Source organism: Kitasatospora sp. NPDC101447, from assembly GCF_044767225.1.
Lineage (GTDB): Bacteria > Actinomycetota > Actinomycetes > Streptomycetales > Streptomycetaceae > Kitasatospora.
Genome location: NZ_JBIWNL010000001.1, coordinates 427,378 through 454,004 on the forward strand (window position 1 = coordinate 427,378; position 26,627 = coordinate 454,004).

Genomic DNA, 26,627 nt, shown 5'->3' on the forward strand with positions numbered 1-26,627 from the left:
CCTGGTGCGTGCGACCACTCGTTCCGCCAGGTCTCGCGTTGCTTCAATCGCCGTGTCGATCAATCGAGGACGGTGACGGAACGTGGACCTGAACACGGTGGTGGAGCTGCGCGACGCGCGGCGGCGCGGGCCCTGGCGCCAGGGGGACGCCTGGCTCGGCGGCGGGACGTACCTGTTCTCCGAGCCGCAGCCGCACATCCGCCGGCTGATCGACCTCAGCCGGATGGGCTGGGAGCCGGTGCGGCTGACCCCCGACGGCGACCTGGAGATCGCGGCCACCTGCACGATCGCCCAACTGTCGCGCTTCGCCAAGGCCCTGGACCGGCCGGCGGCCCCGCTCGTCGAGCAGTGCTGCCGGGCCTTCCTCGCCTCCTGGAAGATCTGGCACATGGCCACCGTCGGCGGGAACCTGTGCAACGGGCTGCCCGCCGGGCCGATGATCTCGCTGGCCGCCGCGCTGGACGGCGTCTGCACCCTGCTCGCCCAGGACGGCGCGGTGCGCGAACTGCCCGTCGAGGACTTCGTCGTCGGCGCCGGGGTGAAGGACCTGCGCCCCGGCGAACTGCTCCGCTCGATCCGCCTGCCCGCCCGGGCCCTGGCGCGGCGCACCGCGTTCCGGCAGGCCTCCCTCTACGGGCTCGGCCGGTCCGCCGCGCTCATCATCGGGACCCGCGACCCGCTCGACGGCGAGCTGGTGCTGACCGTCACCGCCTCCACCGTGCGCCCGATCCGGCTGCGCTTTCCGCTGCCGCCGAACGCGGCGGCGGTGCACGAGGCGATCGCCCGCGGGATCGGGCCGCAGGAGTACTTCGACGACATCCACGGACACCCGGCCTGGCGGCGGCACATGACCTTCCGGCTGGCCGAGGAGATCCGCCGCGAGATCGTCCAGGAGCACCGCAGCGGTGAGGAGGACGGACGATGAGCTTCTCCGTCCGGGTCAACGGCGAGGACTTCGACGCCGAGCCGCGCGCCGGCCAGTGCCTGCGCACCTACCTGCGCGAGCGCGGCTGGTTCGGGGTGAAGAAGGGCTGCGACGCCGGCGACTGCGGCGCCTGCACCGTCCAGGTGGACGGCGAGCCGGTGCACAGCTGCCTCTACCCGGCGCTGCGCGCCGGGGGCCGCGCCGTCACCACGGTGGAGGGACTGGCCGAGGAGGGCGGTGAACTCCACCCGCTGCAGCAGAAGTTCCTGGACGCCCAGGGTTTCCAGTGCGGCTTCTGCACGGCCGGCATGCTGATGACGGCCTCGGCCCTCGACGAGGAACAGCTCGCCGACCTGCCGCGCGCACTGAAGGGCAACCTGTGCCGCTGCACCGGCTACCGGGCGATCGAGGACGCCGTCCGCGGCGTGCGGCACACCGAACGGCCGTGCGCCGGCCAGGCCGTCGGCCGCAGTCTGGGCGCCCCCGCCGGTCCCCAGGTGGTGACCGGCACCGCCCGCTACACCTTCGACGTCGACGTCCCGGGCCTGCTGCACATGAAGCTGCTGCGCTCGCCTCACCCGCACGCCCGGATCGTCGCCGTCGACACCGCGGACGCGCTGCGCGTCCCCGGCGTGGTCGCGGTGTTCACCCACGAGGACGCGCCGGACACCCTGTACTCCTCAGCCCGCCACGAGCACCCCACCGAGGACCCGGACGACACCCGGCTGCTGGACGACACCGTCCGCTTCGTCGGCCAGCGGGTGGCCGCCGTCGTCGCCGAGAGCGAGGGCGCGGCCGAGGAGGGCTGCCGGCGGATCGTCGTCACGTACGAGCCGCTCCCGTACGTGCTCGACCCGGAGGAGGCGATGGGCCCGGGCGCCCCGGTGATCCACCCCAAGGGCCCGGAGTCCCGGATCGCCCGCCCGCAGGACAACGTCTGCGGCGAGGCGCACGGCGAACTGGGCGACGTCGAGCAGGGCTTCGCCGAGGCCGACGTGGTGTACGAGGAGACGTTCCGGACGCAGCGGGTGCAGCACGCCAGCCTGGAGACGCACGGCTGCGTCGCCTACTTCGAGGAGAACGAGGAGACCGGCGAGGAGCGGATCGTGGTGCGCTCCTCCACCCAGGTGCCCTTCCTGACCCGGCGGGCCCTGTGCGACCTGCACGGACTGCCGATGGACAAGGTCCGCGTGGTGGCGGGCCGGGTCGGCGGCGGGTTCGGCGGCAAGCAGGAGATGCTCACCGAGGACATCGCGGTGCTGGCGGCGCTGCGCCTGCACCGGCCGGTCAAGCTGGAGTTCACCCGCGCCGAGCAGTTCTTCGGCGCCACGACGAGGCACCCGTTCACCGTCACCGTCAAGCTCGGCGCCAGGAGCGACGGCACCCTGACGGCCCTGCAGTTCCGGGTGGTCGCCAACACCGGCGCCTACGGCAACCACGGGCCGGCGGTGATGTTCCACAGCATCGGCGAGTCGATGGGCGTCTACCGGGCGCCGCACAAGAAGGTCGACGCCTACTCCGTCTACACCAACGCGGTGCCCGCCGGCGCCTTCCGTGGCTACGGCCTCGGCCAGGTCACCTTCGCCGTGGAGTCGGCCATGGACGAACTCGCCCGCCGCCTGGGCATCGACCCGCTGGTGCTCCGGGAGAGGAACGTCATCGGGCCCGGCGAGCACATGGAGGGCCCGCTCGGCGAGGAGGAGGACCTGCACATCGCCTCGTACGGGCTCGACCAGTGCCTGCGGGTGGTCCGCGACGCCCTCGCGGACGACACCAGTGCCGAACTCGCCCCCGAGGGCTGGCTGGTGGGCCAGGGCTTCGCCATGGCGGCCATCGCCTGCGGCCCGCCCGGCGGCCACATCGCCGACGCCACGGTGAAGCTGCTGGCCGACGGCACGTACGACATCGCCGTGGGCACCGCGGAGTTCGGCAACGGCACCACGACGGTGCACAAGCAGATCACCGCGGGCGCGCTGGGCACCACCGTGGACCGGATCGCCGTCCGGCAGTCCGACACCGACGTCGTCAGGCACGACACCGGCGCGTTCGGCTCGGCCGGCACGGTGGTCGCGGGCAAGGCCGTGATGAAGGCCGCCAACGCGCTCGCCGAGCGGATCCTCTCCTTCACCGCCGAGTACGCCCGCACCCCGCGCAGCCTGCTGCGGCTGACCGCCGAGGCGGTGGAGTGCGACGGGCGGACGGTGCCGCTCAAGGAGGTGTACGAGGCCGCGCACGGGCGGGGCGTGGAGCTCGGCGCCGACGGCCACTTCGGCGGCTCGCCGCGCTCGGTGGCGTTCAACTCCCAGTGGTTCCGGATCGCGGTGGACCCGGACACCGGCGAGATCCGGATCCTGCGCAGCGTCCACGGCGCCGACGCCGGCAGGGTGATGAACCCGCTGCAGTGCCGCGGCCAGGTCGAGGGCGGCGTGGCCCAGGCGCTCGGCGCGACGCTGTTCGAGCAGGTCCTGGTCGACGACCGGGGCGAGGTCACCACGGCCGCGTTCCGCCGCTACCGGCTGCCCGCGTTCGCGGACGTGCCGCGCACCGAGGTGCACTTCACCGAGACCTCCGACGCGATCGGGCCGCTGGGTGCCAAGTCGATGTCGGAGAGCCCGTTCAACCCGGTGCCGCCGGCCTTCGCCAACGCCCTGCGGGACGCCACCGGCATCCGCTTCACCGAGGCGCCGTTCCTGCGGGACAAGGTCTGGCGGGCCCTCGACGAGCACCGGCGGCGGCCCGCGTCACCGTGAGCCGGGCCCGGCCGGACGGGGATGAGCCGGACCGGGTCGGCGCCGGGGCGGTCCACTGTCAGGACCACCGGAGTGCACCCCCGTCCGCCGCCCTGTCGTCAGGTGATCCCACAAGAGCCGAACCACCCCGTCCGCCTTGTGTTTACGATGCCTGACACGCGTCAGCCATCGCATGTGCGAGACCCCCACTCGTCCATGGTGCACAAGGAGCACAGCATGATCGTCGGAGACCTCCTGGAGCTGGACGACCTCCACATCGAGGTCGCCTGGGCGAGCCCCCACCTGCTCGACCGCGAGGTGACCGGCGTGACCTCCACCGACCTGCAGGACCCGGCCCGCTACCTGCAGCGCGGTGAACTGGTCCTCTCCGGGCTGGTCTGGTGGCGGCCGGACGAGGGCCAGGCGGCGATGCGCTTCGCCAACGCGCTGCGCATCGCCGAGGTCGCCGCGCTCCTCGCCGGCGAGGGCACCCACGGCACCGTCCCCGCGGAACTGGTCGAGGCCTGCCGCCGGCACGGCATCCCCCTGCTGTCGGTGCCCACCGGCACCAGCTTCCGCTCCGTCACCGACCGCGTCTACCTCCGGCTGTGGGGGGACCTCCAGGCGCACGCCGAGGGGCAGGCGGCCCTCCCGGCCGCCGCCCGGCGCGCCCTGACCCAGCTGCTGCGCGCGCAGGCCTCCCCGGACGAGCTCCTGGAGCGGGCGGTCGCCGACCTCGGACTGCCCGGGTGCTCCCTGACCACCGGCTCCGGCCGGGTCCTGGCCACCTCGGCGCAGCCCCCGGCACACGGCTCCGCGCATGCACCGGCCCACGGCTCCGCGCACGGCCCGGCGCACACACCGGCCTCCGCTGCGGCGCACACCCCGCCTCGCCGTGCCCCGCGCACCGCCGCGACGCCCGTCCCGGTCGGCCCGCCCGCCGACTCGCCGTTCGACGGCTGGCTGCTGCAGCCCCACACCGAACCGGGCCCGACCGCCACCGCCCTGCTGCACGGCCTGGCCGAGCTGCTCGCCCCGCTCGCCACCCGCGACCGCGCGACCGCCACCGCCCAGCGGCAGACCGGTACCCGGCTGATCGAACTGCTCGACTCCGGCGCCGACACCGAGGCCGAGGCGGAACGCGCACTCGCCCTCTCCGGCCTGCCCCCGCAGCAGCGGCTCACCCCGGTCGCCGCGCGGATCGACGGCGCACCCGCGACCTGGCCGGTCGCGGCCCTGGCCGAAGCCCTCCACGAACTGCCCGCCCCCTTCGTCGCCGCCCCCGACGGCCGGGGCGGCGCGGTGGCCCTGTCCCCGGCCCCGGAGGACCGGATCGCGGAGACCCTGCAGCGCGTCCTCCCGCGCCTGGAAGCCGCCCTGACCGGCGGCCGGCGGCTGCGCCTGGGCATCGGCGCCACCGTCGAACCGCTCGCCCACGAGCTCCGGGCCGCGCTCGTCCAGGCCCGCTACGCGCTCGACGTCGAGCCGCCCGGAGCCGTCGGCCGCTGCTCGCGGATCACCTCCCTGGAAGCGCTGCTGCGGGGCGTCCCGGCCGAGATCACCGCGGAGTTCCGCCGCCGGGTCCTCGCGCCGCTGATCGAGCACGACCGGGCCAACACCGTCTCCCTGCTGGACACCCTGGACGCCTTCCTCCGGCACAGCGCCTCCTGGTCCAGGACGGCGGAGGCGCTGCACCTGCACGTCAACACGGTGCACTACCGGGTCAAACGGATCGAGGAGCTCACCGGCCGCAGCCTGCTCAAGCTGGAGGACCGTCTCGACCTGTGGGCGGCGCTGCGCTGCACACCGGCCTGACGCCGGGGTACTGGCCCGCCCGCCGGTCCGCTCAGGCGGCCACCGCCTCGACCACGGACAGCACCGTCGGCGTGGGGAGCACCCGGGACAGCCGCAGCCCGGCCCGGCCGAGGAGCTCCGCGAAGTCGGCCTCGGTGCGCTCGCGGCCGGTGAGGGAGGCCATCATCATCAGGTCCAGGGTCTTCGCCTGGTGCGGCGCGTTGCCCGGCGGGACCACGGCGTCCAGGACCAGGACCCGGCCGCCCGGCCGCAGGGCGCGGCGGCAGTGCCCCAGCAGGGTGACGCAGTCCTCGTCGTCCCAGTCGTGCGTGATCCGCTTGAGCAGGTGGACGTCGCCGTCCGGCACGGAGGCGAAGAAGTCGCCCTCCTGCGGCGTCCAGCGGCCCGCGATCTCCCCGTGCGCCGCCAGCCGGTGCCCGGCGAGCACGTGGGCGCGGTCGTAGAGGACGCCCTCCAGGCCCGGGTTGGCGCGCAGCACCTCCAGCAGCAGGCCGCCGTGGCCGCCCCCGATGTCCACCACCGTGCCGGTCGCCGGGAGGTCGCAGGCGGCCGCGATGAGCGCGTTCTCCGGGTCGGACATCGCCGCCATGCCGACGTGGAAGACGGCGGCCGTTCGCTCGTCCTTGGCGAAGTGGTCGAAGAACGGCACGCCGAAGAGGTTCTCGAAGGCCGTGGTGCCGTCGGTCAGACAGTGCGTCAGCTCTCCGGCGGGCCGCCACATGGTGCGGTCGGTGAGCATCAGGACGGCCGCCCGGACGGAGTACGGGACGCCGCTGCGCAGGGCCTGCCCGGCCGGTGCGAGGGCGAAGCGGCCCTGCGCGTCCTCCGTGACGACGCCCCGGGTGGCGAGCAGGCGCAGCACCCGGTACAGGTTGCGGTCGTCCGTGCCGGTCGCGGCGGCGAGTTCGGCGGGGGTGCGGGGGCCGTCCGCGAGGTGGTCGGCGACCCCGACCTCGGCGGCGGCGCGCAGGGCGGCGGGGAACAGGAAGCCGAGGGCCTCGTCGACGAGGAAGGCGGCGGACTGCCGCAGACCCGCCTCCCGCTCGTCCGCCGTGATGCCCGACGAGATGCCCGCGGTGATGCCCGCCGTGGTCTCCGCCGTGCTGCCCGCTGCCGTCCCGGGTGGTGCCGCGGGGCGCGCCCCGGCGCCGTCCGCCGCCCCTGCCGCCGTCCGGTCGCCGGTGGTCCGGTCCTCGTCCTGCCGCATGCCGTCCTCCTCCTCGAATCGGCCCCCGCCGGGGGAGACTGCCCAGGAGCGGCCGGACCGAAGCCCGCCGTCACCCGGCCGGGTGGTTTCGATCGCCCTCGGCGGCAACGGCTTTGACGTTTCGTCAACTTCGGTCAGTCGGACGCGGGTTCCGGTGGCCAGGTGTCGGCCGCCAGGACGCCGGTGGCGTAGGCGCGGGCGACCAGCGCGGTGCGGTTGGGCACCCGCCAGCGCCGGGAGAGCCGGGCGAGATGGTAGTTGACGCCGTCCGGGCCGAGCCCGATCTCGCGGGCGATCTGCGCGGTGGTGGCGCCCCGGGCGGCCGCGGCGAGGATCCGGCCCTCGACCGGGCTGACCTCGGCGCGCGGGCCCGGCGGCGGCACCACCCGGGGGGCCTCGACGGTGCGCAGCGAGAGCAGCAGGGCGGGGGTCTGCTCCGGAGTGTCGGCGACCAGGTCGACGGTCATCTCGCCGTGCCGCTCGTCACCGCGGGCGGGGGTCCAGGAGACCCGGGCCGGGTACTGCGAGCGCCGGTGCATCCGGACGGCCTCGGCGAGTGCCTGCAGGGTGTCGCTGTCCCGGAGGGTGAAGAACTCCAGGATCTTCCGGTCGCGGAACTGCCCCGGCAGCAGGCCGAACTCGGCCGCCATGGCGCGGTTGACGATCAGGGTCCGGCCGCCGAACTCGACCACCGCGATCGGCAGCGGCACGTGGTCCAGCAGGCGCAGTGCCCGGTTGCGCCAGATCACCGCCGCGTCCGGCCGGCTCCCCGGTGCCGGACCGCAGCCCTCGGTCGATCGCATGTCTGCTCCTCCTCCCGTGGCGTCCGCGCTCTCGTTGACCGACGCGCACGTGCGTGGCAGAGCTGACGGTTCGTCGGCAAGTCCGCGGATGTCCCGGGTACTACACAATCATGTAGTGATCACAGCCGGGACTCCCTTCCGGTGGGCGCAGAGTGGGGGGAGCCGAAAACCATCTGCTGCGGGAGGGACCACCATGACCGACACCATCACCGAAGCACCGGCCGGAGCAACGGCCGGAGCGCGGGACGAGGCGCGGGTCGAAGCCGGGAGCGGACCCGCCGCCGGGCCCCGGGGCGTCCCCCTGGTGGACATCTCCTCCGCGCCGCCGGTCGCCGCCCCGATGCTGCGGATCATGGAGCTGGCCAGAGAGCACGGCCCGGCCTTCGTCCAGCGGCTGCACGGCCGGGACACCCTGGTGGTCACCGGGCTGGAGCTGGTCGAGGAACTGGCCGACGAGACCCGGTTCACCAAGTCGATCGGCCCGGGCCTGGAGAACGTCCGCCGGTTCACCGGCGACGGCCTGTTCACCGCGTACAACGACGAGCCCAACTGGGCCCGGGCGCACGACATCCTGATGCCCGCCTTCGCCCTCGGCTCGATGCGCACCTACCACCCGGTGATGCTGCGGGTGGCCCGCCGGCTGATCGAGTCCTGGGACCGCCGGGAGGCCGCCGGCCTGCCGGTGGACGTGCCGGGCGACATGACCCGGATGACGCTGGACACCATCGGACTGGCCGGCTTCGGCTTCGACTTCGGCTCCTTCGAGCGGGACGAGCCGCACCCGTTCGTGGACGCGATGGTGCGCTGCCTGGAGTGGGCGATGACCAGGCTCACCCGCGACCCGGAGCAGGACCACAGCGAGCGCGACACCGCCTTCCGGGCCGACGCCGACTACCTGGCCGACGTGGTCGACGAGGTCATCGCCGCCCGCGCGGGCGAGGACGAGCAGGGCCCGGCCGAGGACCTGCTGGCCCTGATGCTCGGTGCGGTGCGCCCCTCGGACGGCACCCGGCTGGACGCCGAGAACATCCGCAACCAGGTGATCACCTTCCTGATCGCCGGTCACGAGACCACCTCGGGCGCCCTGTCCTTCGCGATGTACTACCTCGTCAAGCACCCGACCGTCCTGCGCGAGGTCCAGCGGGAGGTGGACGCGCTCTGGGGGGACCGGGCCGACCCGGAGCCGTCCTACGAGGACGTCGGACGGCTGCGGTACACCCGCCAGGTGCTCAACGAGGCGCTGCGGCTGTGGCCCACCGCGCCCGCCTTCAGCCGCGAGGCGCGCGAGGACACCCTGCTCGGCGGGCGGATCCCGCTGCGCGCCGGGGAGACCGTCTTCGTGTCGACCCCGATGCTGCACCGCGACCCGGTGTGGGGCGACAACCCCGAGCTGTTCGACCCGTCCCGCTTCGACGCCGAGCCCGAGGCGGCCCGCTCCCCGCACGCCTTCAAGCCCTTCGGCACCGGCGAACGCGCCTGCATCGGGCGGCAGTTCGCCCTGCACGAGGCCACCATGCTGCTCGGCATGCTGGTCCACCGCTACCGGCTGATCGACCACGCCGACTACCGGCTGACCATCAAGCAGACGCTCACCATCAAGCCCGACGAGTTCACCGTCGGCCTCGCCCGGCGCGCGCCCGCGCCCACGGCCGCCACCGGGCCGGCGGCCGGCCCGGCCGCGCGCACCGGAGCCGCCGCCGGGCGCCCCGGCCGGGTCCGCCGGGGCACCGGGCTGCTGCTCCTGCACGGCTCCAACTACGGCGCCTGCCGCGAGTTCGGCCGGCAGCTCGCGGAGGCCGCCGCCGACCTCGGCTGCGACACCGCGATCGCCCCGCTGGACGCGTACGCGGACGGGCTGCCCACCGACCGTCCGGTGGTGATCACGGCCGCCTCGTACAACGGGCAGCCGACCGACGACGCGGCCGTGTTCGTCCGCCGCCTCCAGGAGGACGGCGCCGCGGACGGCGTGCAGTACGCGGTGCTCGGCATCGGTGACCGCACCTACGCCGCCACCTACCAGCGCGTCCCCGCCCTGATCGACGACCGGCTCGCCGCCCTCGGCGCGACCCGGCTGGTGGCCCGCGCCGAGGCCGACGCCTCCGGCGACCTGTCCGGCACCGTGCGGCAGTTCACCGAGGACCTGCGCGCCGCCCTGCTGGAGCGGTACGGGGACGCCGACGCCCCCGCCGCGCCGCGCCCGGATGCCGTGTACACGGTGACCGAGGTGACGGGCGGACCGCTGGCCGCGCCGGCCGCCCGGCACGACATGACCGAGCTGACCGTCACCGCCGTCGAGAGCCTGACCGATCCCGGCCACCCCCGGGTGAAGCGCCTGGTCCGCCTCGCCCTGCCCGAGGGCACCGGCTACCGGACCGCCGACCACCTCAAGGTGCTCCCGGCCAACGACCCGGCCCTGGTCGAGCGTGCGGCGAAGCTGTTCGGCGCCGATCCGCGGACCGTGCTCAACATCGTCGCCCACCGGCGCACCGGCCTGACCGTCGACCGCCCGCTGACGGTGCGCGAACTGCTCACCCACCACGTGGAGCTGCAGGACCGCCCGACCGCCGGGCAGCGCGCCGTGCTGGCCGCGCTCAACCCCTGCCCGCCCGAGCAGGGCGCCCTGCGGGCCGTGCCCGAGGACGACCCGCGCACCCTGCTGGACCTCATCGAGGACCACCCGGCCCTGCAGGGCGGCCTGACCTGGCCGGTGCTGCTGGAGCTGCTGCCGCCGATCCGGCCCCGGCACTACTCGATCTCCTCCTCGCCGGCCGCCGGTGCGCACGAGGTGGACCTGATGGTCTCCGTGCTCAGCGCCCCGGCCCGCTCCGGGCGGGGCACCTTCCGCGGCACCGGCTCCGGCCACCTCGCCCGGGTGGCGGTCGGCGACACCGTGCTCGCCCGGGTCCGGCCCTGCCGGGAGGCGTTCCGGATCGGCCACCGCACCCCGGTGATCATGATTGCGGCCGGCACCGGCCTGGCGCCCTTCCGCGGCGCCGTCGCCGACCGCCGTGCGCTGCTCGCCGACGGAGCCGAACTCGCCCCCGCGCTGCTGTACTTCGGCTGCGACGACCCGGCGGGGGACTACCTGCACCGGGCGGAGCTGGAGGCGGCCGAGCGGGCCGGCGCGGTGTCGATGCGGCCGGCCTTCAGCGAGCGGCCGCAGGACGGGCGGCGCTTCGTGCAGGACCGCCTCGCGGCGGAGGCCGCCGAGGTCTGGCAGCTGCTCGCGGCGGGCGCCGAGGTGTACGTGTGCGGCGACGGCGCGCGGATGGCGCCGGGTGTCCGGGCGGCCTTCCGGGAGCTGTACCGGGAGCGGACGCCGGGCGCCGACGAGCGGCAGGCGCAGGACTGGCTGCAGGGGCTGGTCGAGGCCGGGCGGTACGTCGAGGACGTGTACGCGGGCTGAGTGCGCCCGCCCGGAACGGCCGTCGGCCCGCTGCATCCGCGCAGCGGGCCGACGGCCGGGCCCGGAGGGCCGGGGCGGGGTCAGTACACGTGCACCCCGTACGCGGCCAGCGCCGCGTTCGCCGGCTGGAAGAAGGTCGTCCCGCCCACGGTGCAGTTGCCACTGCCGCCGGAGGTGAGGCCGAGCGCCTTGGCGCCGTCGAAGAGCGGGCCGCCCGAGTCGCCCGGCTCGGCGCAGACGTTGGTCTGGATCAGGCCGCGCACGATGCTGCCGTCGCTGTAGCGCACGGTGGCGTTGAGCCCGGTGACCCTTCCGCTGTGCGTGCCGGTGGTCGAGCCGGTGCGCTTGACCGCCTCGCCGACGATCGCGTTCGGCGCGGAGGTGAAGCCGCCGGGGTGGCTCAGGGCGGAGTTGTCGTAGCGGACCAGCGCGTAGTCGTGACCGGGGAAGACCGAGTTGACGGTCGGTCCGATCAGCGTGGTGTGGGAGGCGTTGGTGTACCACTGCGAGGCGACGTTCCCGCAGTGCCCGGCGGTGAGGAAGTAGTAGGTGCTGCCGCTCATCACGTTGAAGCCCAGCGAGCAGCGGTACTGGCCGCCGTAGATCGCGTCGCCGGCCGAGACCAGCGGGCGGAGCGTGCCGGGGACGCGGCGGACGGTGAGGACGGTGGCGTCGGCGCCGGCGGCCTGGGTGATCCGGTCGAGCGCTTCCGTGGACACGGTGCTGTCGGCGGTCACCACGACGCGTCCGGCGGCCTCGTCGACGTACCACGCGGTGCCGTTGACCTCGGCGTTCAGGACGGCGTCGCTGATGGCGGCGAGCTGTTCGGGTTGGGGGGTGGGGGCGGCCGCGGCGCTCGGCACGGCGACCGCGGTGGCGGTCAGCAGGCCGAGGGCGACGGCGATCAGGCGGGTGCGGCGTCGTGTGGTGCCGGGGCGGGGGGTCCCGCGCTTGGTCCTCACCGATCTCCTCCTGGGAGTGGGGCCCCTCCGGGGTCCGGGGGCCGTGAGGCGCGGTCAGACGGTGGGCGGACTCCGGCGTGCTGTCCGGAAGCACGACGGATGATCTGCCCCTGACAGGCGCTGACCGGAAGTATCAGGAAACGGACAGTTCGGTACAAGCTTCCTGACCGGGTGTCGGCGGAGCCGCGCGCGGGCGGCCGAGCCTGCACGTCCGCCGTTCGGAGGTCCGGTGCCGCCTTCCGGTGAAGCCTTCCGGCGCCCTGGCCGGTCGTCAGGCCGGTGCCGGACGGACCGATCCGGAGAAAGTGTTATCGGCGCGGCCCGCTGCGGTCTCCCAGGTACGGGAACGGACGCACGAAGCCGCGGGTGAGGGTCCGCGGCGGGGATGCGGAGTTCGACAAGGGGCGCTCCGCGCGGAGGCACGGCCTCCGCCGCGTCCGTTCCCGGCGCCGCCGGATCGTCCCGTCCGGCCGGGCGCACCCGGCGGTCCGTCCGTTCCCTCCCTGCGGCGGACCGCCGGGGTCACCCGCCGGGGTCACCGCCCGGCGTTCGCGGCGCCCCGCGGGCGGGAGAGCCGCCACACCTGCTCCTCGCCGCTCTCGGCAGGAGCGACCGCCTCGCAGGGGCGGCGCACGAGGACGGTGAAGCCGAGGCGGGCCGGGACGGCGCCGCTGGTGCGGTTCGCCGCGTCGTGCACGATGTCGACGTGCTCCACCCCGGGGAGGCGGAAGGCCTGCTCCACCAGGGCCGCCGCGGCCCGGGTGGCCAGCCCGCGCCCGGTCGCGGCGGGGTGCAGCCAGTAGCCGATCTCCCGGACGTCGGCCGGGGAGTCGTCGCGCCGGTACAGCCCGCACGCGCCGACGACGGCGCCGTCCAGCACGACCGCGTAGGCGAAGTCGGCGCCGCTCGCCCAGCGCTCCGCCCGCGTGGCCAGGTACTCGGCGGCCGTGGTGCGGCTGTGCCCGGCGACCCACGGCATCCACGGCCGCAGGTGTTCCAGCGACTCCTCGATGACGGCGGCGTACTCGTCCAGATCGGCCTCGCCGGCGAACCGGCGCAGCGTCAGCCCGCCGAGGTCGATGACCGGCTGCGGGGACTCCGGCGGCGCCGGCTCGGCCAGGGGCACCGGGGATTCCAGGGGTTGCAGGGGTTCCATGGAGCGAGGATGGTCCGTGCCCGGCTCAACGGGCAACCGGATTCTGCGGCGTCGGTGGCGTCGGCGGATACGGCGGCTGCAGGGGCTCCGGCGGGCGGCGGGTGCCGCGGGTGCGGGCGAGGTGGAGCGCGGCGCCGAGACCGGCCGCCGTGCCGGCGACGACGAGCAGGGCGGCGTCGGAGAAGCCCACCAGGAGGAGGTCGGCGCGGCCGCCGGTCGCGGCGGCGGTGAACTCGGGATCGACCAGGCCGCCCGGGTCCTCGGTGACGCCGACGTGCTCGCCCACGGCGTCCCCGGCGCCGCACTCCACCGAGCCGCCGCGCCCCGGGTCGTCCTCGTAGCGCACGGCGCACCGGTAGGTGGTCGTCTTGCCGTGGCTGACCCGCACCCCGGTGACCGTGCCCTGGTGGGCGACGCCGCGCATCCCGAGCACGGTGGCCTGCGCGGTGTGCATGCTCAGCAGCGGCACGCCGAGCACCGGGGCGAGCACCAGCGTCATCGCCGCGATCCGCAGCGGACCGGACCGGCAGAGGGCGAACAGGGTGTGGAGCAGGCCGATCAGTGCGGTGATGACCAGTACCAGCGAGGGCACCAGAAGCCACGGGCCGAAGGCGCCGAGTGCCCCGCCGAGCGGCAGCAGGACGGCGGCGGCCGGGATCCACAGGGCCGTCAGCAGCGGGCGCCGCGGCCACGGCGGGTCGTCCTTGCCCCGGACACGCCGGCCGCGGGAGCCACGGGGGCCGGCAGGAGGGGGCTCGCTCGGTGTCATGGGGAGAGATCCTGCCAGGCCGGCGGGGCGGCGGTGAACCCTTCTCGGGGCTCCGTCCCGGCTTCCGCGCCGTCCGGGCCGAGCCGGGCCGGGCCGGGACCCTGGACGGACGTGATGCCCCGTGACGCCCCGGGCCCGCGCCGCCCCGGCGCCGCGATTGCGCCGCCCGGGCCGGGGCAGACGCCGACTGTGGACGACCGACGGACGACGCCGCCCGCCGCCGTGGTTCCGGGGCGGCCGGGGCCGGGGACGGGGACGGGCACGGCGCTGCGCGCGGCGCGGTACGGTGCGCGCGATGATGGTCACGACGGTGCCACGCCGTTCCGAACGGACCGGGAGCGAGCCATGCCACGGCCATCCGAGGAACCCTGCGAGCCGACCGGGCACAACGAGTCCGGCGGCCTGCGCGTCGAGGTGCTGGACCGGGGCCCGGTGCGGATCGTCACCGCCGCCGGGGAACTGGACCACGACACGGCGGACGGGCTGCGCGCCGCGCTCGCCCGGCCGTCGGTGCCCGGCGTGGAGCGGGTCGTGGTCGACCTCGCGGACCTGCGCTTCTGCGACTCGACCGGGCTGAACGTCCTGCTCCGGGCACGCCTGGACGCGGAGGCGGCCGGGTTCCGGCTGGAAGTGGCCGGCCCGAGCCCCGTCGTGGCGCGACTGTTCGCGATCACCGGTGCCAACGGCGTGCTGCGGATCCACCCCGACCTCGGCACGGCGCTCGAAGCCTCCGGGCCGCCCGGTTCCGCCGGCGATGCCCCGTCCGGCCCTGCCTCGTCCGGCCCGGCCTGAGGGGGCGGGCCGTGGACCACCCCGGCACCGGCCGGCCGCCCGGCCCGGAGCAGACCAGGCGGCTGACGCTCGCGGGCAGCGCCGGCGCGGTGCAGCGCAGCCGGGAGTTCAGCCGACAGGCGCTGCTGTCCTGGCACTGGCTGCCGACCGTCGACGAGGAGCGGCGGCTGGTCGTGGAGGACGTCCTGTTGATGGTCTCCGAGCTGGTCACCAACGCCTGTCTGCACGCGCCCGGCGGCCCGCGCGAGCTGCGGCTGCGGTGGGACGGCGCCCGGCTGCGGGTCGAGGTCGCGGACGCCAGCCCGGTGCTGCCGAGGCTGCGTCCGTACGCCGACCCGGGCCGGCCCGGCGGTCACGGCCTGCGGGTGGTGGACCGGCTCTCCCGGGCGTGGGGCTCGCAGCCCGAGGACGACGGGAAGCTGGTCTGGCTGGAGGTGCCGGCCCCGCCGGCCGACTCCCGGGCCGACGGCCGGGACTGAGGGAGGGACTGAGGGCGGGACCGAGGCCGGGACACGACGGCCGGGCCGACGGCCGGGACCGAGGCCGCGAGGACCGACTTCCGCCGGCCGCGTCGGCCCGCGCGTGCGTTTTTCCTCCTCCCGGGGCGTTTCCGGCCGCCCGTACGGGACAGCCGCGCTGTCGAGGGGCACCGGAGGGCGGGAGGAGCACCGGGCTCCCGTCGGCGCACGGCCCGGACGGAGCGAGAGGAGCCTGCGGCCATGACACAGCGCCCGCAGAAGTCCGCCGATCAGGCGGCCGAGCGGGCCGGGGGGCTCACCGTCGACGCCCGGCCGTGGGCCCGGGGCACCGTGCTCGCCCTGTACGGCGAGCTGGACCTCGACGCGGTCGCCGACCTGCGGACGGCCGTCGACCGGACCCTCGCCGGACGCCCCGGCGTACTCGTGATCGACTGCGCCGGGCTGGAGTTCTGCGACTCCACCGGGCTCAACGCCCTGCTCCGGGCCCGGGCCCGGGCCGCCGTCGCGGGCAGCCGGACCGAACTGGCCCGGCCCCGACCGCTGATCCTGCGCATGCTCGAACTCACCGGGGCCACCGATGCCTTCCCGATCCGCGAGACCGTGCCGGACTGACGCCGGACCTCGGCCCGCCGGACCGCCGCCGGACCGCCGCCGGACCTCGGCCCGCCCGACCGCCGCCGTCGGGCCCGCGGTGGCAGAGTGGGAGCAGGGCGGCGGACCGGCCGCCCGCGGTTCCGGGGTGCCCGGACGGTGCACCGGGCCGTGCGAGTGACGGATCCGCGCGGCCGATGGACCCGCGAGAGTGACGGATCCGCGCGAGTGACGGATCCGCGCGAGTGACGGATCCGCGTGAGCGGTGAATCCGGACGGTGGGACGGATGGACGAGCACCCCGTACCCGGCGGCCCCGCGGCCGACTCGGCCGAGCAGGCGCTGCGCGGGCTGCTCGCCGGGCTGACGGCCGTGCGCGACGGGGACTTCCGCACCCGGCTCGCCCCCGGCCGGCCGGGGGTGCTCGGCGAGATCGCCGAGGTCTTCAACGGGATGGCCGACCAGCTGGCCCGGGTGACCTCCGAAGTGACCAGGGTGGCCCGGGAGGTCGGCACCGACGGGCGGCTCGGCGGCCAGGCGCAGGTGCCGGACGCGACCGGGACCTGGCTGGAGCTGACCGACTCGGTGAACGCGATGGCGGGCAACCTGACCTGGCAGGTGCGCAACATCGCCCAGGTGACCACGGCGGTGGCCCGCGGCGACCTCACCCAGAAGATCGAGGTCGACGCGCGCGGCGAGATCCTGGAGCTGAAGAACACCGTCAACACCATGGTGGACACGCTGTCCTCGTTCGCCGCCGAGGTGACCAGGGTGGCCCGGGAGGTCGGCACCGAGGGCCGGCTCGGCGGCCAGGCGCAGGTGCCGGGCGTCGCCGGGACGTGGCGCGACCTGACCGACTCGGTGAACGCGATGGCGGGCAACCTCACCTGGCAGGTGCGCAACATCGCCCAGGTCGCGACGGCCGTGGCCGACGGCGACCTCACCCAGAAGATCTCGGTCGCCGCGCGCGGCGAGATCCTCGAACTCAAGACGACCATCAACACGATGGTCGACCAGCTGTCCTCGTTCGCCGACGAGGTCACCAGGGTCGCCCGGGAGGTCGGCACCGACGGCCGGCTCGGCGGCCAGGCGGACGTCCGGGACGTCTCCGGCACCTGGAAGGCGCTGACCGAGTCCGTCAACGTCATGGCCGACAACCTCACCGCCCAGGTCCGCGCCATCGCCTCGGTCACCACCGCCGTCGCCGAGGGCGACCTCACCCAGAAGATCCGGGTCGACGCGCGCGGCGAGATCCTGGACCTGAAGGAGACCATCAACACGATGGTCGACCAGCTGTCCTCGTTCGCCGACGAGGTCACCCGGGTCGCCCGGGAGGTCGGCACGGCCGGGAACCTGGGCGGCCAGGCCACCGTGCGGGGCGTCTCCGGCACCTGGAAGGACCTCACCGACAACGTCAACGTGATGGCCTCCAACCTGACCGGTCAGGTCCGCTCGATGTCCGAGGTGGCGACCGCCGTGGCGCGCGGCGACCTGTCCCGGAAGATCACCGTCGAGTCCAAGGGCGAGGTCGCGGCGCTCGCCGACGCGATCAACACCATGGTGGACACCCTGTCCGTGTTCGCCGACGAGGTCACCCGGGTGGCCCGCGAGGTCGGCACCGAGGGCACCCTGGGCGGGCAGGCCCGGGTGCCCAACGTCGCCGGGACGTGGAAGGACCTCACCGACAGCGTCAACTTCATGGCGCACAACCTGACCAGCCAGGTCCGCAACATCGCCTCGGTCACCACCGCCGTCGCCGAGGGCGACCTCACCCGCAAGATCGACGTGGACGCGCGCGGCGAGATCCTGGAGCTGAAGACCACCGTCAACACCATGGTCGACCAGCTCTCCGACTTCGCCGCCGAGGTGACCAGGGTGGCCCGGGAGGTCGGCAGCGAGGGCCGGCTCGGCGGCCAGGCCCGGGTGGAGGGCGTCTCCGGCACCTGGAAACGGCTCACCGAGAACGTCAACGAGCTGGCCGGGAACCTGACCCGGCAGGTCCGGGCGATCGCCGAGGTCACCGGCGCCGTCGCGTCCGGCGACCTGACCCGCTCGATCAGCGTGGACGCCTCCGGCGAGGTCGCCGACCTCAAGGACAACATCAACGCCATGGTCGGCTCGCTGCGCGAGACCACCCTCGCCAACCAGGAACAGGACTGGCTGACGAGCAACCTGGCCCGTTTCTCCGCCGCCATCCAGGCCCGCCGGGACATCCGCTCCGTCGCCGAGATGATCACCGACGAGCTGACCCCGCTGGTCGGCGCCCAGTACGGCGCGTTCTTCCTCGCCGAGGAGGGCGGGGCCGGCCCCGAACTGGTGCTGATCAGCGCCTACGGCCGCCCGGCCGGGGAGGAGCGGCGGCTGCGGATGGGGGAGTCCCTGGTCGGCCAGGCCGCCCGCAGCCGGCGCACCGTCGTGCTGGACGACCTGCCGCCCGGCTACGCCGCCGTCGCCTCGGGCACGGGCGCCGGCGACACCCGCTCGGTGGTCGTGCTGCCGATCGCGCTGGAGGAATGGCTCATCGGCGTCATGGAGTTCGCGTCCGTCCACCCCTTCACCCAGGTCCACCGGGACTTCCTGGACCAGTTCGCCGAGGCCTGCGGCGTCAACATCGGCACCCTGCTCGCCAACGCCCGCACCGACGAGCTGCTCGGCGAGTCCCAGCGCCTCACCGCCGAACTCCAGGCCAGGTCCGAGGAGTTGCAGGACGGGCAGGAAGAACTACGGCGCTCCAACGCCGAGTTGGAGGAGAAGGCCGCCCTGCTGGCCCAGCGCAACCGGGACATCGAGGCGAAGAACCTGGAGATCGAGCAGGCCCGCCAGGAACTGGAGGAACGCGCCAGGGAGTTGACCCGGGCCTCGCTGTACAAGTCCGAGTTCCTGGCCAACATGAGCCACGAGCTGCGCACCCCGCTCAACAGCCTGCTCATCCTCGCCCAACTGCTCGCCGAGAACGCGGGCGGCAACCTCACCAGCAAACAGGTCGAGTACGCGGGCGTGATCCACTCGGCCGGCACCGACCTGCTCCAGCTCATCAACGACATCCTCGACCTGTCCAAGGTGGAGGCCGGGAAGATGGAGCTGACGCCCGAACCCTTCGCGCTGCGCGAACTGCTGGAGTACGTCGAGTCCGGCTTCCGGCCGCTCGCCGACCAGAAGGGCCTCAGCTTCGAGGTGACCGTCGACCGGTCCGTACCGGAGCGGGTCGTCACCGACCAGGCCCGGCTGCGCCAGGTGCTGCGCAACCTGCTCTCCAACGCCGTCAAGTTCACCGACGAGGGCCGGGTCGAACTGCGGATCGAACACGTCGTGGGGGCGGACCTGCCGTCCGAACTCGGCCGGACCAGGGAGGCGGTGGCCTTCCACGTCGAGGACACCGGGATCGGCATCGAACCGGCCCACCTCGACACCATCTTCGGCGCCTTCCAGCAGGCCGACGGCTCCACCGCGCGGCGCTACGGCGGCACCGGCCTCGGGCTGTCCATCAGCCGGGAACTCGCCCGGCTGCTCGGCGGCACCATCACCGTCCGGTCCACCGCCGGGCAGGGCAGCCGCTTCACCCTCTACCTGCCGCTCGCCGGCCCCGCGCGGCGGCCCGGCGACCACCCGCGGACCGCGCCGCGCGTCCTGGTGGTCGAGCCCGACCCGCCGGCCCTGCTCTCCCAGCTCGCCCGCTCCGCCGCGGCCGAACCGGGCGGGACGGCGCAGCAGGCGCGGGTGGACGGCGCCGGGGACGAGACGGCGCTGCGGGCGGCCCTGGCGGACGGGCCGTACCGGTGCGTCCTGCTCGACCTCGCCCGCTCCGGGGACCTCGCGCCCGCCCTCGCCGCCACCGTGGCGGCGGGCACGCCGGTGCTCGGGTACGGGGGCGACGGCGACACGCCCGCGGGCGTGGAGCGCGCCTCGGGGCTGGACGACCTCCGGGAGCGGGTGATCGGACTGCTCGGGTCCGGCGGCGACGGGGGCGACGGGGGCGTGGTCGGCGAGGACGGCGGAGAGGGCCGCGGTGACGGCGGCGGTGCGGGCCGGCGGGCCGCGGAGGCGCCCGGATCGGCGCCCGCGTCCGGCCCGGCGTCCGTCCCCGCGACCGTCCCGGCGTCCGTGCCCGAGGACGACCCGCTCGCCGGGCGGACCGTCCTGATCGTCGACGACGACATCCGCAACGTCTTCGCGCTCACCGCCGCCCTGGAACAGCACGGGCTGATCGTCCGGCACGCCGACGACGGCCGCGCCGGGCTCGACCTGCTGCGCGCCCACCCCGAGACCGACCTCGTCCTGATGGACGTCATGATGCCCGGCCTGGACGGTTACGCCGCCATCGAGGCGATCCGCGCCGACCCCCGCTTCGACCGGCTGCCGGTCGTCACCGTCACGGCCAAGGCCATGCCCGGCGACCGGGACCGCAGCCTGGCGGCGGGCGCCGACGACCACGTCACCAAGCCGGTGGACACCGCCCGGCTGTTCGACCGGATGCGGGACTGGCTGGACGCGTCATGACCACCAGCCGACCGGACCCGTCATGACCACCGGGCCGGAGCCCACGGACCCCACCGCCCGGGCCCTGGCCGAGGCCGTCCGGCGGCTCCAGGGGACCGCCGTGCGCATCCACGCCGAGGCGCGGGCCAGGACCGCCGTCGACCTCGCCACCGGCATCCTGGCCGAGCGGCTCGGCCTGCCGACCGCCGAGGCCGCCGTGCACCTCGCCCGGCTGGCCCGGGACGCCGGAGTGCCGGTCGTCGCGCTGGCGGCGGACATCGCGGGACTGCCGGAGGCGGACACGGAGGACTTCGGCGCCCTCGGAGCGGGGCCGCCCGACCCCGGCGCCCCGGCCACCGGACTGCCCGACACCGGACTGCCCGACACCGGGCCGCCCGTCGCCCCCGCGCTCGCCGCCACGGCCGACCTGCAGCGCGCCGTCGAGGCCGTGCTGGACCAGACCGGAGCGGCCCTCGGCGCCTGCGCCGCGGCCGTCTGGCTGCGGTTGCCCGGCGGCGCGCTCGCCCTCGCCGCGCACGCCGGGCTGTCCGCCGACGAGGCCACCGCCTGGGACCGGGTGCCGCCCGGCGTGCCCACCCCCGCGCAGCGGGTCGTCGCCGACGGCGCGGAGCTGTGGCCGGGCGAGCCGGGCACCGACGCGCCCTCGGTGGGCACCGGCTCCGCCCGGGCCGTCCTCCCGCTGCTCGACCGGGGCCGCCGCCGGGGCGCACTGGAACTGGTGTGGGCCGGCCCGGCCCCGGACCTGGGCCGGCCCGAGCGCCGCCGGCTGTGCGCGCTCGCCGACCTCTGCGCGACCCTGCTCGGCCCGCCCAGCGCACCCGTGACACCCGAGGAGATCGACGTCCTCCTGGACGGGTTGCTCACCCCGGCCGTGCTGCTGGAGCCCGTCGTCCGGGACGGCCGGGCCGTCGACTTCACCATCCGGCGGGTCAACGCCCGGTTCCGCGACCCGCTCGGCCGCCCCCGGGACGCGCTGGAGGGCGCCTCGCTGCTGGAGACCTACCCGGTCGCCGTCGCCGCAGGCCTGCTCGAACGCCTGGTCAGGGCCCACGAGACGGGAACTCCGCAAGCGGCCGAGCAGGTCCGGCTCGCCTTCCGGAACACCGGGGCCGCCACCCCCGAGGCCGTCCCCACCGCCGTCCTGCTCGCCGTCGCCCCGCTCGGCGACCGGCTCCTGGCGAGCTGGCAGCTCGACGACGCAGGAGCGGCGGAGGACGAGCGGACCGCGCTGCTGCGCCAGGCCCAGCGGCTCGCCCGGGTGGCCGGGTTCGAGGAACGGCCGGGCGAGGGCCGGATCCGCTGGAGCGAGGGCCTGCACGAGCTCTACGGGCTGCCGCCGGACGCGGACCCCGTGCCGCTGGCCCGGCTCGCCGGGCACGCCCACCCGGACGACGGGCCCGCCATCCGACGCCTGCTGGACACCGTCCGGCACCGCCACCGCACCGCCTCGGCGGTCGTCCGCCTCGACCGGCCGGACGGCACCCACCGCTTCACCCGGGTCATCGCCGAGCCCGTCCTGGACGACCTCGGGCAGCTGACCGCGGTCCGCGGCGCCTACCACGACGTGTCCGCCCAGCACTGGACGGAGGTCGCGCTCGGCGCCACCCGGGAGCGGCTCGCCGACAGCGAGCAGGAGTCCGCCGAACGCGAGCAGCTGGCGCTCCGGCTCCAGCAGGCGATCCTGCCCGCCGCGCCGCCCCCGCTCGGCGTCACCGGGGTGCACGCCGCCGTCCGCTACCGCCCCGCCGCCCAGCGCGACCGGGTCGGCGGGGACTGGTACGACGTGCTGCCGCTGCCCGACAAGCGGGTACTGCTCGCGGTCGGCGACGTCGCCGGGCACGGCGTCGGGGCCGCCACCGGGATGGTCGCGCTGCGCCACGCCCTGCGCGGCCTCGCGGTGACCGGCGCCGGCCCGGCCCGGCTGCTGGAGTGGGCCAACACCGTCGCCCTGCGCGAACCCGGGCAGGTCACCGCGACCGCCGTCTGCGTGCTGCTCGACCCGGGCGGCGGCGAACTGCGCTGGGCCCGGGCCGGCCACCTCCCGCCGATCCGGCTCGGCGCGGCCGGCGCCCAGGTGCTGCCGCTGCCCCACGGGGTGCTGCTCGGCGCGCTGGACGACGCGGAGTACGAGGAGCGCACCGCCCGGCTCGACCCCGGGGACGTCCTGCTGCTCTACACCGACGGCCTGGTCGAGCGCCGGGACCGGCCGGTCGAGGAGTCGGTCGAGCAGCTGATCCGCGCGGCCGGCGCCCCCGGCCCGGACCTGGAGCAGTACCTGGACCGGCTGCTCGAACTCAGCCCCGCGGACACCGACGACGACACCTGCCTGATCGCCGTCCAGACCGAGTAGCCGGACCGTTCGGTGAGACGGGACCGGGCCGCGGCCGTTACGGACCGCGGCCGTTACGGACCGCGCGACCCGGGTAGGCGCGACCCGTCGGGGGAGGAGAACGGCACGGAAAGGACGGATCCCCCATGTTGCTGCTGGGACTCCTGCTGATGGCGGCGTCCGGCGCGTTCGTCGGGCTGCTGATCGCGGACAACCTCTCCGGCGGGCCCGAGTACCAGGTGACGATCCTCGGCACCGACCTCGTACGGCTGAACACCCTGGCCGTCTTCCTCGCCGGTGTGGCCCTCGCGCTGATCTTCTGCCTCGGCCTCGCCCTGATGTGGTCGTCCCGGCGGCGGACCGCGCGCCCGGTGGGCGCGGCGCGGTCGGCGCGGCACCGGGCGGGCTACCGGGAAGCCGAACCCGTGGAGCCGGTACGGCGGTCCGCACCGGCGGAGCGCGCCGCGCCGGGCTACGAACGACCCGTTGACGACACACCCGCCCAGGACGGCAGGGCCACCGACCCGCCGGACTCCACCGCGCCGGTCTCGACCGCGTCGGTCACCGACGCGCCGGGCGGCGGCGTTCGGGGCGGCGGCGTTCGGGGCGGCGGCGTTCGGGGCAGCGACGTTCGGGGCAGCGGGGCTCGGGGCAGCGCCGAGGAGGTCGCGCCCCCGGAGGAGCGGGCCGCCGAACTGGGCGGCCGGGAGGAACCGGCACGATCGGGAGGCTGGATGCGGCACCTGTTCGGACCCTGAACACCGTCCGTCCCACCGGTACGGAGGAGGAGTGATCGCATGTCGGGGGTCCGGGCGCCGTCCGTCCTCCGGGCCGCGAAGGCGGTCCGGCTGCCGCTCGCGGAGCGGCCCGGAGCGGCAGCCGAAGCACGCGCCGTCACCGCCCGCTTCCTGGCCGACGTGACCGACCGGGAACTGGTCCGCGACGCCGTGCTGCTGGTCTCCGAACTGGTCGGCAACGCCCAGCGGCACACCGCCGGCCCCGGCGCGCTGCTGCTCGTCCGGGGCGACGGGGCGCTGCGGATCGAGGTCAGCGATCCGAGCCGCCGCGCGCCGGTGCCCCGGGCGCCGTACACCGACAACGGATCGGGCGGCCTCGGACTGCACCTGGTGGAGCGGCTCAGCCTACGCTGGGGCTGGCGGCTCCTGGGACCGGGCAAGACGGTCTGGTGCGAGCTGCGGGTGCCGCCGTAGCGTGTCCGACCACCGCGGACGGGTAGGTGCCCGGATGAGCCACCACGGCACGGCGGCCGCGACTCCCGCCCGCGAACAAGCTCACCCTCGGGGGCAAACAAGCCCATCGACCACGGGAGGCCACCATGGACCTCGCGTTCCTCACCCCGCTGCTCGACCGACCCGGCCCCTGGGCCACCGTCTACCTCGACACCGACCGCGCCACCGAGGACGCCGCCCGGCGCCGGGCGCTGATCGACCGCGCCGCCGTCAGCCGGCTGGCCGACGCCGGCGCCGACGAACGCACCTGCGCGGCCGTCCGCGACCACCTGGCCGCCGAGCCCACCGCGGGCTCCCCGCCCGGACGGGCGCTGTTCGCGGCGGACGGCGAGGTGGCCCTGGACGTCCCGCTCGCCGCCTCCCCGCCCGACGTCACCGCCACCTGGGCCCCGCTCCCGCACACCGGCCCGTTGGTCGGCCTCCTCGACGACGCCGTACCCGCCTGCCTGGTCGCCGCCGTCGACCGCACCGGCGCCGCGCTGGAACGCTACCGACTCGGCCGCGGCACACCGGCCGGCACGGTCGAGGCCCCGCAGTGGCAGGGCCGCGGGCACCGCGCCCCGCCCGCCGACCGCCACGAGTGGCACTACCGGCACCGCGTCGAGGACACCTGGGACCGCACCGCCGGGATCATCGCCGACCACCTCGCCCGCACCTGGCCGCAGAGCGGCGCCCACCTGCTCGTCCTCACCGGCGACATCCGCGAACGCCGGGCCGTGGCCGCGAAGCTGCCCGGGCACCTGCAGTCCCTGGCCGTCGAACTGGACGGCGGCGGCCGGGTCGACGGGAGTGCCCGCGAGTCCTTCGACCGGCGCCTCGCCGCAGCCTGGAACGACCACCGCGCCCGGCACCTGGCCGAGGTGCTGGACACCTTCCGCACCGCCCTCGGCCGCCCCGGCGAGCACGGCACCGACGGCGCCGGCACCGAGACCGCGCCCGGACCGGCCGCCCAGGGCATCCCCGCGGTGATCAGCGCGGCCCGGCAGCACCAACTCGCCGCGCTGCTCCTCCAGTCGAGCGGCCACGACCCGGACCGCCCGGTGTGGACCGGCCCCGAGCCCGAGCACATCGGAGTCCACCGCGCCGACCTGCGCGGCATGGGCGTCGCCCACCCGGCACAGGCCCCCGCCGCCGACGCCCTGCTGCGCGCCGGCGCGGCCTGCGACGCCGAGGCCCTGCTCGTCCCGGACGCCCTCGCCGGCCCGCCCGGCGGCCTCGGCGCGGTCCTGCGCTGGCCCGCCTGAGTCACGCACCGACTCCCCGGGGCCGCCGGTCCGCCGGCCCGCTACCGCTCGGAGCTGCCCGGCAGGACCGGCTTCACGTCCAGCACCGGGGTGCCGTCGATCGCCTCCAGGTCACTGACCCGCAGGCGCGGGCCCTCCATGGCCAGGACGGTGACCCGGTGCAGGCCGATCGGGTTCGGCCGGTCCGGCGAGCGGGTGGCGAACACCCCGGTCTCCGGCCGGTCGCGCTCGCCGCGCGGGTGCACGGCCAGCACCTCCCGGTCGGCCCGGTCCAGCCAGGTCAGCAGCAGCACGTCCTGCCCGACCGCGAGGTCCCGCAGCGCCCGCTCCACCGACGCGTCGAACACCACCCACGCGTCCGGCCCGCCCTCGTCCCCCTGCCGGGGCGCCTGCGCCCGCTCCACCAACGGCGACTCCACCCGCCCGATCGCCCGCACCTCGAAGCTCCGCCCGCGCCCGCCCCGCCCCTGGGAACCCTGACCCGTCATCGCGCCCTCCGCATACCCGACACTCCGTCAGCAGGCACCGTACCGGGCCCGATCGCCCGCACGTCCGACCGTCCACCCCGGGCCCCGCCGAGCCGCCGCCGTGCTGCCACAGGACCACTTCCTCCTGGAGAGGATCGGCGCGTTCGACGTCCCCGAGGAACTCGACGAGCGGGCGCAGGCCGTCACGGAGCACCTGCGGGCGGCCCTGGGGGCGATGGGCGGCATCGGCAGCGGCCACGGCGCCGGTCTGTCCCGCCGGTTCGTCCGCGGCGAGACGGTGAGCGCCTTCCTCACGCTCGTACGCTTCGGCCCCCGGACCGGTCGTGGTCGGCCGCAGGAGTTCTGGGCGGCGCTGGTGACCGCCGGGGAGCTCCTCGACCCGGCGGACGGCGACGGGCGCGGGACCGTCGCGGAGGCGCTCGACACCTGCCGGGCCCGCCTGGCGCAGTGCGCCCGCTGAGTGCGTCCGCTGGGCGCGCCCCCTGACCCAGGTCAGGACGGACCCGGTTGGCCTCGCACCAGCCACGCCGGTTCGAGCGGAACCAGGTGCCCGGTGAGGGCGTGGACGTCGGACGGGACGTCGGCGCGGGCGAGGAGGGCCGGGAGGCGGTGCGCGGCGTAGGCGCGGTGGGCCGCGGCGGTGGACCACAGGGTGGTGACGAGGAACCGGTCGGCGGCGAGGCGGGTGACGGCCCCCGCCAGCATGCCCTCGGCCGCCGCCATGCCCGGTGTCCAGATCCGGTCCTGGACGTCCAGGAAGTGTGCGGCGCGGCCGGGGCGGAGCCGGCAGTCGGCGGCGCGCAGCACGGTGGCGCGGGCGAGGGCGTCGGCCGGGGAGGCGGCCGCGCCGGGCAGGGCGCGGACGACCGGGCCGGCGGCGATCCGCAGGTCCGTCCAACTGCCGTGCTGCGCCGCCTCGTCGGCGACGAGGTCGTGGCGCTCGCGCATGAACCGGGTGTAGGCGGGCTCGTCCGTCCACAGGGCGAGCAGGAGGGCCCGGTCGCCGTCCGGCGCCCAGCCGCCGCCCTGCCCGACGAGGCCGGGCTGGTCGGAGATCGCCGACCAGCGGCGCTGGCCGGCGGCGAACGCCTCGCGGGCGCCGGCCCGGACCCGGCAGTCGATCCACTTGCTCCACATGCGGTCCATCCTGCTGCGCCGGGCGGGCGGGCCGTCCATCGGGCGGTGG

General features: G+C 75.7%; 20 protein-coding genes. 13 read left to right on the plus strand and 7 right to left on the minus strand.

Annotated elements, in window-relative coordinates; genetic code table 11:
• The first annotated feature begins 82 nt into the window (after window positions 1–82).
• From ACIRST_RS01845 to ACIRST_RS01855, 3 genes are all read left to right on the plus strand, one after another.
• Window positions 83–925 carry an FAD binding domain-containing protein gene (locus ACIRST_RS01845; RefSeq protein WP_402799114.1) on the plus strand — a complete coding sequence of 281 codons (843 nt, stop codon included), beginning with the start codon at window positions 83–85 and terminating at the stop codon, window positions 923–925.
• The gene (locus ACIRST_RS01850; protein WP_402799117.1) at window positions 922–3,675 is read left to right on the plus strand and encodes a molybdopterin-dependent oxidoreductase; all 2,754 of its coding nucleotides are present in this window, start codon (window positions 922–924) and stop codon (window positions 3,673–3,675) included. Before ACIRST_RS01845 ends, ACIRST_RS01850 begins: the two co-directional genes overlap by 4 nt.
• Window positions 3,676–3,891: 216 nt before the next feature.
• The gene (locus ACIRST_RS01855) at window positions 3,892–5,469 is read left to right on the plus strand and encodes a helix-turn-helix domain-containing protein (protein WP_402799119.1); all 1,578 of its coding nucleotides are present in this window, start codon (window positions 3,892–3,894) and stop codon (window positions 5,467–5,469) included.
• A 31-nt stretch (window positions 5,470–5,500) separates the two neighbouring features.
• On the opposite strand, the gene ACIRST_RS01860 is transcribed toward ACIRST_RS01855, so the two are convergent.
• Together ACIRST_RS01860 and ACIRST_RS01865 are read right to left on the minus strand one after the other, a co-directional pair.
• A complete protein-coding gene (locus ACIRST_RS01860; protein WP_402799121.1) occupies window positions 5,501–6,676 on the minus strand; it encodes a methyltransferase in 1,176 nt (391 codons plus the stop codon).
• A 134-nt stretch (window positions 6,677–6,810) separates the two neighbouring features.
• The gene (locus tag ACIRST_RS01865) at window positions 6,811–7,479 is read right to left on the minus strand and encodes a LuxR C-terminal-related transcriptional regulator (protein ID WP_350522784.1); all 669 of its coding nucleotides are present in this window, start codon (window positions 7,477–7,479) and stop codon (window positions 6,811–6,813) included.
• 193 nt (window positions 7,480–7,672) lie between these two features.
• On the opposite strand from ACIRST_RS01865, the gene ACIRST_RS01870 reads away from it, so the two are divergent.
• A complete protein-coding gene (locus ACIRST_RS01870) occupies window positions 7,673–10,885 on the plus strand; it encodes a bifunctional cytochrome P450/NADPH--P450 reductase (protein ID WP_402799124.1) in 3,213 nt (1,070 codons plus the stop codon).
• Between the two features lie 80 nt (window positions 10,886–10,965).
• Here ACIRST_RS01870 and ACIRST_RS01875 read toward each other — a convergent pair whose 3' ends face one another.
• The 3 genes from ACIRST_RS01875 to ACIRST_RS01885 form a co-directional block, all read right to left on the minus strand.
• A complete protein-coding gene (locus ACIRST_RS01875) occupies window positions 10,966–11,847 on the minus strand; it encodes a S1 family peptidase (protein ID WP_402799126.1) in 882 nt (293 codons plus the stop codon).
• A gap of 535 nt (window positions 11,848–12,382) precedes the next feature.
• Window positions 12,383–13,003 carry a GNAT family N-acetyltransferase gene (locus tag ACIRST_RS01880; protein WP_350522781.1) on the minus strand — a complete coding sequence of 207 codons (621 nt, stop codon included), beginning with the start codon at window positions 13,001–13,003 and terminating at the stop codon, window positions 12,383–12,385.
• A 25-nt stretch (window positions 13,004–13,028) separates the two neighbouring features.
• Entirely contained in the window at window positions 13,029–13,772 is a 744-nt protein-coding gene (locus ACIRST_RS01885; RefSeq protein WP_350522780.1) for a hypothetical protein, read from the minus strand.
• Window positions 13,773–14,117: 345 nt separating this feature from the next.
• Between ACIRST_RS01885 and ACIRST_RS01890 the strand changes: the two genes are divergently transcribed.
• From ACIRST_RS01890 to ACIRST_RS01925, 8 genes are all read left to right on the plus strand, one after another.
• Entirely contained in the window at window positions 14,118–14,564 is a 447-nt protein-coding gene (locus ACIRST_RS01890; RefSeq protein WP_402799130.1) for an STAS domain-containing protein, read from the plus strand.
• 11 nt (window positions 14,565–14,575) lie between these two features.
• Entirely contained in the window at window positions 14,576–15,043 is a 468-nt protein-coding gene (locus tag ACIRST_RS01895) for an ATP-binding protein (protein ID WP_402799131.1), read from the plus strand.
• Window positions 15,044–15,283: 240 nt separating this feature from the next.
• Entirely contained in the window at window positions 15,284–15,655 is a 372-nt protein-coding gene (locus tag ACIRST_RS01900) for an STAS domain-containing protein (RefSeq protein ID WP_402799133.1), read from the plus strand.
• A gap of 266 nt (window positions 15,656–15,921) precedes the next feature.
• Complete coding sequence (locus ACIRST_RS01905; RefSeq protein WP_402799135.1) at window positions 15,922–20,130, plus strand: HAMP domain-containing protein; 4,209 nt, start codon at window positions 15,922–15,924, stop codon at window positions 20,128–20,130.
• Between the two features lie 22 nt (window positions 20,131–20,152).
• A complete protein-coding gene (locus tag ACIRST_RS01910) occupies window positions 20,153–22,480 on the plus strand; it encodes a SpoIIE family protein phosphatase (RefSeq protein ID WP_402799137.1) in 2,328 nt (775 codons plus the stop codon).
• A 125-nt stretch (window positions 22,481–22,605) separates the two neighbouring features.
• A complete protein-coding gene (locus ACIRST_RS01915) occupies window positions 22,606–23,217 on the plus strand; it encodes a hypothetical protein (protein WP_402799139.1) in 612 nt (203 codons plus the stop codon).
• Window positions 23,218–23,256: 39 nt separating this feature from the next.
• Window positions 23,257–23,670, plus strand: a complete 414-nt coding sequence (locus tag ACIRST_RS01920) for an ATP-binding protein (RefSeq protein ID WP_402799142.1) — start codon at window positions 23,257–23,259, stop codon at window positions 23,668–23,670.
• Window positions 23,671–23,795: 125 nt separating this feature from the next.
• On the plus strand, window positions 23,796–24,953 hold the full coding sequence (locus ACIRST_RS01925; RefSeq protein WP_402799144.1) for a hypothetical protein: 1,158 nt from the start codon (window positions 23,796–23,798) through the stop codon (window positions 24,951–24,953).
• A 41-nt stretch (window positions 24,954–24,994) separates the two neighbouring features.
• Here ACIRST_RS01925 and tsaA read toward each other — a convergent pair whose 3' ends face one another.
• Window positions 24,995–25,441: a tRNA (N6-threonylcarbamoyladenosine(37)-N6)-methyltransferase TrmO gene (gene tsaA / locus ACIRST_RS01930; protein ID WP_402799146.1), complete on the minus strand. Its 447-nt coding sequence runs from the start codon at window positions 25,439–25,441 to the stop codon at window positions 24,995–24,997.
• A 100-nt stretch (window positions 25,442–25,541) separates the two neighbouring features.
• On the opposite strand from tsaA, the gene ACIRST_RS01935 reads away from it, so the two are divergent.
• Window positions 25,542–25,901, plus strand: coding sequence for a hypothetical protein (locus ACIRST_RS01935; protein ID WP_402799149.1), 360 nt, complete (start codon window positions 25,542–25,544; stop codon window positions 25,899–25,901).
• 32 nt (window positions 25,902–25,933) lie between these two features.
• On the opposite strand, the gene ACIRST_RS01940 is transcribed toward ACIRST_RS01935, so the two are convergent.
• On the minus strand, window positions 25,934–26,578 hold the full coding sequence (locus ACIRST_RS01940; protein ID WP_402799152.1) for a DUF4937 domain-containing protein: 645 nt from the start codon (window positions 26,576–26,578) through the stop codon (window positions 25,934–25,936).
• Window positions 26,579–26,627 lie beyond the last annotated feature (49 nt).